The sequence below is a fragment of the Pseudomonas sp. FG29 genome (genome assembly GCF_057809355.1).
On record NZ_JBMDJU010000008.1, the window covers coordinates 159,327 to 170,878 of the forward strand.

Genomic DNA, 11,552 nt, shown 5'->3' on the forward strand with positions numbered 1-11,552 from the left:
TTATTTCTCCAAAGACTTTATCTTTTGCGCAGCACTCAGATTGCTTCGTAAAATCATCATTGCCTCACCATCTTCAGCCAAGCTTTGATCAGACAATAAAGGCAGTGCTTGACGCAAATGACGAGATTCGTGAATACCATAACTAACCAGAAGCTGCAAATTATCGATAGAAGTTTGCAACATGTCAGGACTTAGCTGATAGCGAAGTAGCCTTGAGTTCTGGATAAGCCAAAAATACCAACGAACCCTCTTATGCTGCAGCAGAGTTTCATTGCCAACCACCAAGGAATCAGCTTCATGCAAAGCAGCATGAGACTTCACATTTTTATAGGTGAGCCACGCTACTTTTGGCTCTTCTTCAGACGTAATAAATGGAGCTAAAACCTCACTCCACCCTCCCATCAAACGCTCCGTGTTTTTCAGCGTGGCAGCAAGCGCATGCCAAAGCCGAGGATCATAATAGCGACACAGGCTTTCACCATAGCCATCGCAATACATAGTCAAAAGATACTGGGCCTGTGCAACAGCAGAGTCTTCTGAACACTTAGTAGAAACTGCGATACCTGCCAATGACTCCTGACACATAGTCGCAGCAAGAAGGCCTGCCTCCTGGCAGCCATTCAGCGCGATCCACACGGGGCCAACATCACTTAACCCTGCATAATCAGTACCTACAAACAATCGCCTTGCTGTAACTCTTCCGCTAACTTGATACAGCCTTTCTAAAGCATCCGGTCTAATTACCTGATCAATTATAAAGTAAGAATCAGCCCAGTCATTTTCTGATGTTGTTTTGATCTGCGAGTTTTCAGGGAGACTCGTTAGCCATAAAGACATGGGCAATCCCCTCTACTGCAATTACCGTTCGCCTGCTTGCCGCAACGAGGTACGAATGGTTGTGTTTGATGCGAGCTGCGAACAAAAACGTTAGGCGCAATTGGCATTGTTAAGCGCCCCGCCTTATCCTGATCCGCCGCCCACGGAATCACCGGCCCCAGGATCTTCAACCCCGAACCACTGCCCGGCGCCCCGCCCGTGTTCATCTTGATGGTCGCGCCGCTGATGGTTACACCGCTGGGGTCGAGCTTGACGAAGCTGCCGCCGCCGGCTGCGGTGAGTTCCATACCCGCATCGACGACGACCTTGCTGCCGGCGTTGTAGTGAATCTCGCTGCCCGCTTCGATGAACAGGCCGGTACCGATCTTGTTGTGCTGGGTGGTGGCGACGGTGAGGTGATCGTTGGCGCGTACTTCCACCTTGCGGTCGAGGTCGGTGGTGCGGTGCTCTTCGGCCTTGAGTTCGGTGTAGGTGTTGGCCTCGACGGTGTCGTGGCGCTCGTTGCCGATACGGATCTTCTGGTCGTGCTCGATGTTTTCGTCCCAGTCGCGCTGGGCGTGGATGTAGATCTGCTCGGCGCCCTTGCGGTCTTCGATACGAAATTCGTTGTAGCCGCCACCGCCGGGGCTGCTGAGGGTCTTGAACACGCTGCGGGTCTTGTTCGCGGGCAGGTCGTAGGGCACCACGTGTTCGGCGTGGTAGAGGCAGCCGGTGACCAGCGGCTGATCGGGGTCGCCTTCGAGGAAGGTCACCAGTACTTCCATGCCGACGCGAGGAATGGCCACGCCGCCATAGGCTTTGCCCGCCCAGTTGGAGGCCACGCGCAGCCAGCAACTGGTGGTGTCATTGCCCAGGCCATCGCGATCCCAGTGAAATTGCACCTTCACCCGGCCGTACTGGTCGCAGTGGATTTCTTCACCGGCAGGGCCGGTGACCACGGCGGTCTGGCTGCCGAGCACTTTGGGTTTGAGGTGTTCCAGTGCCGGGCGGTAAGGGATGTCCCAGGGCGTGGCGGTGAAACGGTTGCGATAGCCTTGCTGGAAGCCGTCACCCGGTTTGGCGTTGCTGGTGACCGACTCTTCCAGCACCTGCGGCTGCTTGCCTTCGTGGATCACTTCATTGAGCAGCCAGAGGTCGTTCCACTGCTGGCGGGGGTGGCCGGCCAGGGCGAGGAAGTGGCCGCAGATCAGATAAGCGTCGCTGCTGCCTTCGGCCAGTTCGTAGTCACTGCGCAGGCGTTCCAGGCTGCGCTTGGCCAGGTGTTTGCCGCGGGTGCGGTCGGTGAAGCGCCCGGGGTAATCGTAGACCTCCAGCGCTGGCGTGAACTCGCTGCTGTAGTCGGCAGCCATCTGCAGCTTGGGCTGCTCGAAATCATAATCGCGCCAACTGGCCTGGGTGCTACGGGTTTCCAGGCGCACGCCGAAGGCGCGTACGACTTCGTGGTCGGCGGAGAGGCCACTGCCTTGCTGGTAGCTGAGTGGATCGAGCTTGGGGAAAACGCTGGCGTCGTCGCCAAAGACCACGACATGGCCGTCTTCGCTGTGCTGGAAGTGGAAGCTGATGCCCTCCTCTTCGCATAGGCGCTGGATGAAGCGCAGGTCGCTCTCGTCGTATTGGGTGCAGTAGATGCGCTCGGGGTAGACGTAGGGGCCGAACTGCATGCGGTAGTCGGTGCCGTCGAGCAGGCCGTGTTCTTCCAGTACGGCGGCGATGATCTGCGGCGCGGTCAGATTCTGGAAGATGCGCTGGTCGAAGCTGTGGCCGAGGTAGGCCAGGGTCGGGCGCAAGTCGATACGGTAGCGGGTCAGGCGTTTGCCGGAGTCGCCCTGCTCGACGCCGTAGATGACGCCGTGCACACCTTTGCCGCTCGGGCCGAAGGCCAGGTAGGCGGTCTGGTTGATCAGTTCGTTGAGGTCGAGATCCGCCCGCGGGCTGACCAGCTCGATGTCGAACCGATAGGGTTTGTTGAGCATTTCCCGGCCGGTGAACGCGAGCACCTGGAGATCGGTTTCGACGGCGGGGATGGTGAGGGTGATATGCGCCTGGTTGGCATCCAGCATGCCGAGGTCTCCATCCATGGGTTGGGCGAAGCCTGAAGGGTGCCGGACGAGGCGCACCGGTTCAATGATGGCATTCCCATACTATGCGCCCGTTCAACAAATGGAGACCTGCCCATTCAGCGCCTTTTGCTGCCTAGCAGCGAGCCCATCAGGCCGCGTACCAGTTGGCGCCCCAATTGATTGGCAGCCTGGCGCACTGCTGATCTGAGAGCCTGCCCGGCGATCCCCCCAAGAAATTCGCCCGCCATCTGGCCCAGACCGGGTTCGTCTGTTGGTTTGCCGGATTTGTCAGAAGCGGCGCTATCGGCCGCCTTGGCCGCCCGCGCATTCAGCAACTCATACGCCGACTCTCGGTCGATCGGCTTGTCGTAGCGCCCGGCCAACGGCGATTGGCGCACCAGTGCACTGCGTTCAGCCTCACTCAGAGGGCCAATGCGCGACTGCGGCGGCGCGATGGCCACGCGCTGCACCATGGCCGGTATGCCCTTTTCTTCCAGCGTGCCCACCAGGGCCTCGCCGATACCCAGCTCGGTCAGCACGGCGAGGCTGTCGAAGGCTGGATTGGGGCGAAAGCCATCGGCCACGGCGCGCAGCGCCTTCTGTTCCTTGGTGGTGAAGGCGCGCAAGCCATGCTGGATACGCAGGCCCAACTGCGCCAGCACATCGTCCGGCAGGTCGCTGGGCGATTGGGTGACGAAATACACGCCAACGCCCTTGGAGCGAATCAGCCGCACCACTTGCTCCAGCCGCTCCTGCAAGGCTTTCGGCGTGCCCTGAAAAAGCAGGTGCGCTTCGTCGAAGAACAGGGCCAGCACCGGCTTGTCGGCATCACCGCGCTCCGGCAACTGCTCGAAGAGTTCGGCCAGCAGCCAGAGCAGGAAGGTCGCATAGACCTTCGGCGCCTCGTGCACCAGACGGCTGGCATCGAGCAGATGCACACGTCCACGGCCATCGCGATCCGGATGCAGCAGGTCTTCGAGCTGCAGCGCCGGCTCGCCGAACAGCGCTTCAGCGCCCTGCTGCTCCAGCCCTGCCAGGCGGCGCAAGAGTGCCTGGGCCGATGTCGAGGTGAACAGCGCCGCATCCTCTCCCAACGCCTGCGGGTTGTCCTTGAGGTAACCGAGCAAGGCCTTGAGATCCTTCAGGTCGAGCAACAACAGCCCCTCACGATCCGCCACCTTGAACGCGGCATAGAGCGCCGCCTGCTGGCTGTCGGTGAGTTCGAGCAATGCGCCGAGCAACAACGGCCCCATCTCGCTGAGCGTGGTGCGCAGCGGGTGACCGCTGATGCCATGCACGTCCCACAGCGTCAGCGGATAGGCCTGTGGCCGATGTTCCAGCCAGGGCATGCTGGCGATGCGTTCAGCCACCTTGCCCTGTGGCGTGCCAGCGGCGCCCAGCCCACAGAGATCGCCCTTGACGTCGGCGGCGAACACGGCGACGCCGGCATCGCTGAAGGTTTCGATCAGCCGCTGCAGGGTCACGGTCTTGCCGGTGCCGGTCGCACCGGCAATCAGACCATGACGATTGGCCAGGCGCAGTGGCTGACCAACGGGTTGCCTCTGAGCGTCGGCACCGATGATGAACTGGGAACTTGCAGGCATCTTGCCATCCTCTGAGTTAGCGCTTTACTGCAGATATGCCGACACGGACGTCAGACCGGCGAACGATCTTCGCTTGGTCTGGCAGGCTTCCGCAATCCGGCTGTTGCCGGTTTACGGACACTCCCAGCCGTCAACCGGAGGCACGACCATGGCCAAGTCCCTGCGTTTCAGCCATAAGATCCTGATTGCCGCGTCACTGGTGGTGATTGCGGCTTTCTCCCTGTTCACCCTCTACAACGACTACCTGCAACGCAACGCGATACGCGACGACCTGCAGAACTACCTGCGGGAAATGGGCGATGTCACTGCCAACAATATCCAGAACTGGCTGGATGGACGCACTCTGCTGGTCGAGACCGTCGCCCAGACCTTCGCCGGCGACAGCAGCCCCGATCATGTGATCAAGCTGCTCGAGCAGAAGGCGCTGGCCAATACCTTCGCCTTCATCTACCTGGGGACGGCACAAGGGGCCTTCACCATGCGCCCGGACGAGAAGATGCCGGACGGCTACGACCCGCGCGCCCGCCCCTGGTACAAGGATGCACAAGCAGCCGGTGGCACGACACTGACCGAACCCTATATCGATGCAGCCACCAACGTGCCGATCATGACCATCGCCACGCCGGTGCCGGCAGTCGGCGTGGTCGGTGGCGATCTCAACCTGCAGACCCTGGTGAACATCATCAATGCGCTGGATTTCGACGGCATGGGTTATGCCTTTCTGGTGAGCAGTGACGGCAAGATCCTGGTGCATCCGGACAAGAACCTGGTGATGAAGAGCCTCGCGGATCTCTACCCCCGCGACACACCGCCGATCAGCAGCAACTTCAGCGAAGTGGAGCAGGATGGCCAGACGCGCATCCTCACCTTCGCCCCGATCAAGGGCCTACCCTCGGTACAGTGGTACGTCGGCCTGTCGATCGACAAGAACAAGGCCTACAGCATGCTCAGCGAATTTCGCACCTCGGCCATCATCGCCATGAGCATTGCCGTAGTGCTGATCATCGCCTTGCTCGGCCTGCTGATCCGCGTGTTGATGCAGCCGCTGACGGCCATGGGCAAGGCCATGGAAGACATCGCCCAGGGCGAAGGCGACCTGACCAAACGGCTGGCGATCCAGAGCCAGGATGAGTTCGGCGCGCTGGCCAATTCCTTCAACCGCTTCGTCGAACGCATTCACGCCTCCATCCGCGAAGTGGCCTCGACCACCGGCCAGCTGAACGAAGTCGCCAAGCGCGTGGTGAGCGCCTCCAACTCATCCATGCTCAATTCCGACGAGCAAGCCAGCCGTACCAACAGCGTGGCGGCGGCAATCAATCAGCTCGGCGCGGCCGCCCAGGAGATTGCCCGCAATGCGGCTGATGCCTCGGCGCAGGCCTCCGATGCCCGGCATGAGGCCGAGGATGGTGGCCACGTGGTGCAACAGGCCATTGCCTCGATGAGTGAGCTGTCGCAAAAGATCAGCGATGCCTGCGCCAAGATCGAACAGCTCAACAGCAAAACAGTGGATATCGGCCAGATACTCGAAGTGATCAAGAGCATTTCCCAGCAGACCAACCTGCTTGCCCTCAACGCGGCTATCGAAGCTGCGCGCGCGGGCGAAGCCGGCCGCGGTTTTGCCGTGGTCGCCGACGAGGTACGTAGTCTGGCGCACCGCACCCAGGAGTCGGCTCAGGAAATCGAGAAGATGATCGAGGAGCTGCAGGTCGGCTCACGCGAGTCTGTCAGCACCATGACCGAGAGCCAGCGCTACAGCGAAGACAGCGTGCAGATCGCCAATCAGGCCGGCGAGCGGCTAGGCACAGTGACCGCGCGCATCGGCGAGATCGACGGCATGAACCAGTCCGTGGCAACGGCGACTGAGGAGCAGACCTCGGTGATCGAGTCGCTGAATATGGACATCACCGAGATCAACACACTCAACCAGGAGGGCGTGGAAAACCTGCAAGCGACGCTGCGAGCCTGTGGCGATCTGGAGCATCAGGCCGAACGCCTAAAGCACCTGGTCGACAGCTTCCGCATCTGAAACGACGAAGGGCACGCGAGTGCCCGTCAGGAGTCCTTCCCGTCATCAGCATCGACAGCCTGCTCATCCTGCAACTGTCGCCAGAGTTCGGCGGCCTGCGGAAAGTCGGTGCCGTCTTCCTCGCTCAAGGCCTCCGGGTCGTAGCGCCGCACACAGCCCTCGCCCAGAGTCGGCGGCGCCTTGGAGGTCGCCTTGTCCAATGGATCGTTCATGCACCAGCCTCTCAATCAGTTGGATAGCAATCGTCCCGGATCATGCTGGGCGAACTCCTTCACCGCGCGCAACACGTCATGACGACTGACCTGCCCGACCAGACGACCATCCTCGATCACCGGCAGACGGCCACGCCGCCCGCTGAGAAAGCGCTGGGACAGCTCGATGACATCGGTATCCGGGCTGATCGCCTCGACATCGGTGGTCATGTAGGTGCTGACGCAACCTCCGGTCGCTTCGTAATAGGCGCCGGAGAGAATGCCGCGCAGGCAATCCCCTTCCGACAGCATGCCGATCAGGTGGCCCTGGGAATCCACCACTGGAGCACCGGAAATACGGTGCTCCAGCAGGCGGTTGATGGCGGTGAACAGATCAGTATCCGACCTGAAGGTCACCAGGTGACGCGTCATGTAGTCGCGCACCTTGATGGATTTGAGCATGGGGCGGCCTCCTCCACGATGAATGGGCTCGGCCACCGACAACAGGATCAGTCGAATACCACCGTCTTGTTGTCGTGCACCAGAACCCGGTCTTCCAAGTGATAGCGTAGCCCACGGGCCAGCACCATCTTCTCCACGTCCTTGCCGAGGCGCACCATCTCTTCGATATCGTCACGATGGGTCACGCGCACCACGTCCTGCTCGATGATCGGGCCGGCATCCAGCTCTTCGGTAACGTAATGCGAGGTGGCGCCGATCAGCTTCACGCCACGTAGCGAGGCCTGGTGATAGGGCTTGGCGCCCACGAAAGACGGCAGGAAGCTGTGGTGAATGTTGATCACCCGCTGCGAATACTCGGCACACAGCGCTGGCGGCAGAATCTGCATGTAGCGCGCCAGGACGATGACGTCGGCCTGATGCTCCTTGACCAGACGCTCCACCTCGGCGAAAGCCGGTGCCTTGTCCTTCGGGTCGACCGGTACATGGAAGTACGGAATGCCGTGCCACTCGACCATGCTGCGCAGATCGTCGTGGTTGGCGATCACGCAAGGGATCTCGCAATCCAGCTCATTGCTGTGCCAACGATGCAGCAGGTCGGCCAGGCAATGCGATTCACGGCTGGCCATCAGCACCACGCGCTTCTTCTGCGCCGAATCGGTGATGCGCCACGCCATGGAAAACTCACGAGCGATGGGAGCGAAGGCCTGCTTGAAGCCATCCAGATCGAACGGCAACGAATCAGCGCGAATTTCGTGACGCATGAAGAACCAGCCAGTCTGGGTATCGGAGTGATGGCTAGCCTCCGTGATCCAACCGTTGTAGGTGGCCAGGAAGTTACTGACTTTGGCAACGATACCGACACGGTCCGGGCAGGAAATGACCAATCTGAATGTACGCATGAAGTATTGACCCTGGGTAACAGCGCAAAAGTGCGCCATTCTAGGGGCTCGCGGAAAAACCGTCGAGCGACGCCCATCCCGACAGCGATGAGTTGCAAGCAGGGCAGCACCGGCATCGATGATCGGGAGCGCCAATTATTTCAGCGCCACACAACTACGGTTTCATCCGTGTTGCCCCCCGGTTTCGAGCTAATAGCATCAGTGCAAACGGTTTAATGCCACACCAACACTTCGATTAATGCCGCGAAACTGCCAGCCGCGCCATCACCCCGGCACCCCGCCATAGCCTGTGATTCCCACGCGCTAAAAGACAGCGCTGGCACCCTGCGGAACTTTCCACACCCGCAATACTCGACCAATTATTACCAGGCTCGCCGATACAATCAGTTGCAGTGCAGCAGAGAAAGTTTTGTGGCCCGCTGTTTACTTGTTATTAACGCCTGACTACTATTACCCCACTGTCCGCTGTACACACCCGATATCAAGGTAAATTCCATGTCGCTGATCAACGAATACCGCGCTACCGAAGAAGCCATCAAGGAACTGCAAGAGCGCCTGAAAAACCTGTCGCAAGACGACAAGCTGAAAAAAGAACTGGAATTCGAAGGCAAGCTGCGCACCCTGATGGGTGAATACCAGAAGTCGCTGCGCGACATCATTGCCCTGCTCGACCCGGAAGCCAAAGTCGGCAAGGCTCCGCGCGCAGCCAAGCCTGTCGCCAAGCGTGCCCGCAAGGTCAAGCAGTACAAGAACCCGAACACCGGCGAAGTCATCGAGACCAAAGGCGGCAACCACAAAACGCTGAAAGAGTGGAAAGCCAAGTGGGGCGCTGACACCGTAGAAGGTTGGGCAACCCTGCTGGGTTGATTCAATCGCTTCAGCCAAAACGCCAGCCAAGCTGGCGTTTTTTATTTCCGTATTTTTCTTGCTGAAATTTGGCGCAACGCCAATACGCTGACAGCCATAGAGGCAGATGGCGCAGACCGAACGGTGATCTTTTCGCTCCGTCTTGCTGCCCCATCTTTGTGCACGCTCGTATCAAAATCGCTTAATCATTCAGGCCGTAACGAAGTTCCAGTGCCTGCGCATGACTCAGCCATTGCGCAAGAAGTTGCACCTGCGCTGGTGAACATTCGCTTCGTAACTTTTCCAGTGCCGCCCTGAACTGTGCCAGGGTATTGGGCGCGCCCCATTCAGGCTGGCTAAGGCGCTGCCGACAAAAGTCGAACCAGCGCTGCTGCTCATCGGCCGACAGACTGTCTGGAAAGTTACGCGCACGATAGCGGAACAACAATTCGGGCAAGCGTGGGTCATCGAACGGGAATTGCCCGCTGCCTAAATCAACGGGCTCTGCGCGCCTGACCTGTTCGCATAAACGGCGGTCACGATCACCAATGAATCCGTCGTACAACTGCTGCTCGGGATCGGCACTTCCCGCGAATTCTTCTTCCTTGTAGATAACGGACAACTTGTCCTGCCAGGCGCCTGGGTTATCACGCAACAGCGCAGCATGCTGCTCGCATTGCTGCAAATCCAATCCCAGGCGCAGACGATCCTGCTCACGCAGAACGGAGAGGGGCGCGACCACCGGGCAGCGGTTGATGTGCAGCAACTTCAGCGGCACGGGCATCTCGCCTTCAGCCAACTGGTCACGGCGGGTATACAGGCGGCTACGCAGGGTGTCGGCGTCCAGATCGAACAGCGGCGATGGATCGGCCAGCAGATCGATGACGATCAGTGCATTGCGGTTGCGCGGATGCCAGGCCAGCGGCAGGACAGGCGCGAGGTAATGGCGCGCCGCCGAGAAGCGTCCGGAGATATGCAGAACCGGTTGCAACAGGCGAATCTGGTCGAGCACGCGCTGCTTGCTGCGCAACTGGTAGAGGAAGTCATAGAGTCGTGGCTGGCGCTCACGCAGCAGCCGCGCCAGGCCGATGGTGGCGCGCACATCGGAAAGCGCATCGTGCGCCTGCCCATGGTCGATACCGTTGGCCTGGGTCAGCCTTTCCAGCTTCAACGTTACGCGCCCATCTTCCTGCGGCCATTCGATGCCTTCCGGGCGTAACGCATAGGCGGTACGCACCAGATCGATCAGATCCCAGCGGCTGTTGCCACCCTGCCACTCGCGTGCATAGGGATCGAAGAAATTGCGGTAGAAGCTGTAACGCGTGACCTCGTCATCGAAGCGCAAGGTGTTGTAACCGGCACCACAGGTACCCGGTAGCGACAGTTCGGCATGCACGCGGGTGATGAACGCGCCTTCATCGAGCCCTAGCTGAGCCAAACGCTGTGGCTCGATGCCGGTTACCAGGCAGGCAGCCGGATGCGGCAGGATATCGTCACTCAGGCGGCAATATAGATTCAGCGGCTCAGCGATCTCGTTGAGCGCCTCGTCGGTGCGGATACCGGCCACCTGGATCGGGCGGTCACAGCGAGGGTTGATACCGGTGGTTTCGTAGTCGTACCAGAAGATGCTGGAAGTCACGGGCGATCCTTCTGTCTGATGGGCGCAGGCAGTCTAACAGGCCGCAGACAAACGACTGGCATGGCCGCCCTGTCCGTCACTACCGGGAAAGCTTGAACCAGCGCACAGCATTGGCAACAGGCTGCAACGCCGCTTGAGCCGGTTGAGCAGCTGTCGCTAACATGCGTAGCCCATTCACACTCGTACAAGGACGCAGCCATGAGTGATGCAAGCATTGCCAATCCCTATGCCGCACCGGCCAGCAACCTGCAGGAACAACCTGTTGGTGACCAGGTGCCCACCATCGAACAAGCCCTCGCCCGCCGCTACGACTTCAACATCGGCGACCTGCTGAGTGAATCCTGGAACCTGGTCAAAGGTACCAAGGGCATCATCATCGGCGGTTTCCTGGTGTTCTACGTGGTCATGATGATCGCGACCTTCATCCTCGGCGCTGTCGTCGGCATCTTCAGTGCGCTGAGCGAAAGCATGATGGCGGCGATCATCGGCCAGATTCTGGTTTCGCTGCTGGCCTCTGCCCTGTCGTATCCGTTCATGGCCGGTATCAACATGGTCGGCATCCGTCGTGCCGCCGGTCAGCCAATCAGCTTCAACGAAATCTTCAATCACTTCGGTCGTATCGTGCCGCTGATCATCACCGCCCTGGTGATGATGGTGCTGGTCTACCTGGGCATGATTCTGCTGATTCTGCCTGGCATCTACCTGGCTGTGGCCTACATGCTGGCCATCCCATTGGTGGTCGAGCGCGGCCTGTCGCCCTGGCAGGCACTGGAAGCCTCACGCAAGGCCATCAGCCAACACTGGTTCAAGGTCTTCGGCCTGTTCCTGGTGCTTGGCCTGATCACCATGGTCAGTGCCATCCCGCTGGGCATCGGCCTGGTCTGGAGCATCCCGCTGTTCGTCGTGGCGATGGGCGTGCTGTACCGCACCATCTTCGGCGTTCTGCCGGCTGCTCGCTGAAGCACCTTCTCAGCGTCTGAGGCAACCG

10 protein-coding genes and 1 pseudogene are annotated in these 11,552 nt (G+C 59.9%); 4 read left to right on the plus strand and 7 right to left on the minus strand.

The window, feature by feature from the left end; genetic code table 11:
• The 3 genes from ACODS1_RS11445 to ACODS1_RS11455 all read right to left on the minus strand — a co-directional run bounded on the left by ACODS1_RS11445 (position 1) and on the right by ACODS1_RS11455 (position 4,501).
• A complete protein-coding gene (locus ACODS1_RS11445) occupies positions 1-837 on the minus strand; it encodes a DUF4123 domain-containing protein (RefSeq protein ID WP_489085734.1) in 837 nt (278 codons plus the stop codon).
• Positions 822-2,897, minus strand: a complete 2,076-nt coding sequence (locus ACODS1_RS11450; protein WP_489085735.1) for a type VI secretion system Vgr family protein — start codon at positions 2,895-2,897, stop codon at positions 822-824. Before ACODS1_RS11450 ends, ACODS1_RS11445 begins: the two co-directional genes overlap by 16 nt.
• Positions 2,898-3,013: 116 nt before the next feature.
• Positions 3,014-4,501: a helicase HerA-like domain-containing protein gene (locus ACODS1_RS11455; protein ID WP_489085736.1), complete on the minus strand. Its 1,488-nt coding sequence runs from the start codon at positions 4,499-4,501 to the stop codon at positions 3,014-3,016.
• Between the two features lie 148 nt (positions 4,502-4,649).
• On the opposite strand from ACODS1_RS11455, the pseudogene ACODS1_RS11460 reads away from it, so the two are divergent.
• Both ACODS1_RS11460 and ACODS1_RS11465 read left to right on the plus strand, forming a co-directional pair.
• Positions 4,650-5,672 (plus strand): annotated as a pseudogene (locus ACODS1_RS11460) (HAMP domain-containing protein); the annotation flags it as partial.
• Positions 5,673-5,762: 90 nt separating this feature from the next.
• Positions 5,763-6,527 (plus strand): methyl-accepting chemotaxis protein, encoded by a 765-nt coding sequence (locus ACODS1_RS11465; protein ID WP_489085753.1) that lies wholly within the window; start codon positions 5,763-5,765, stop codon positions 6,525-6,527.
• A 26-nt stretch (positions 6,528-6,553) separates the two neighbouring features.
• Here ACODS1_RS11465 and ACODS1_RS11470 read toward each other — a convergent pair whose 3' ends face one another.
• From ACODS1_RS11470 to purU, 3 genes are read right to left on the minus strand one after another with little or no spacing between them, the layout of a single operon-like run.
• Positions 6,554-6,739: a hypothetical protein gene (locus ACODS1_RS11470; protein ID WP_489085737.1), complete on the minus strand. Its 186-nt coding sequence runs from the start codon at positions 6,737-6,739 to the stop codon at positions 6,554-6,556.
• Between the two features lie 15 nt (positions 6,740-6,754).
• A complete protein-coding gene (locus tag ACODS1_RS11475) occupies positions 6,755-7,180 on the minus strand; it encodes a CBS domain-containing protein (RefSeq protein WP_322978668.1) in 426 nt (141 codons plus the stop codon).
• Between the two features lie 47 nt (positions 7,181-7,227).
• Positions 7,228-8,079 (minus strand): formyltetrahydrofolate deformylase, encoded by an 852-nt coding sequence (gene purU, locus ACODS1_RS11480; RefSeq protein ID WP_322978669.1) that lies wholly within the window; start codon positions 8,077-8,079, stop codon positions 7,228-7,230.
• A gap of 495 nt (positions 8,080-8,574) precedes the next feature.
• Here purU and mvaT point away from each other — a divergent pair, with 495 nt between their 5' ends.
• Entirely contained in the window at positions 8,575-8,946 is a 372-nt protein-coding gene (gene mvaT / locus ACODS1_RS11485) for a histone-like nucleoid-structuring protein MvaT (protein WP_322978670.1), read from the plus strand.
• A 181-nt stretch (positions 8,947-9,127) separates the two neighbouring features.
• Here the strand turns inward: mvaT and sbcB are convergent, their stop codons facing one another.
• A complete protein-coding gene (gene sbcB / locus ACODS1_RS11490) occupies positions 9,128-10,564 on the minus strand; it encodes an exodeoxyribonuclease I (RefSeq protein ID WP_489085738.1) in 1,437 nt (478 codons plus the stop codon).
• A gap of 198 nt (positions 10,565-10,762) precedes the next feature.
• On the opposite strand from sbcB, the gene ACODS1_RS11495 reads away from it, so the two are divergent.
• Positions 10,763-11,524, plus strand: a complete 762-nt coding sequence (locus ACODS1_RS11495) for a DUF975 family protein (RefSeq protein WP_489085739.1) — start codon at positions 10,763-10,765, stop codon at positions 11,522-11,524.
• The last annotated feature ends 28 nt before the right edge of the window (positions 11,525-11,552 follow it).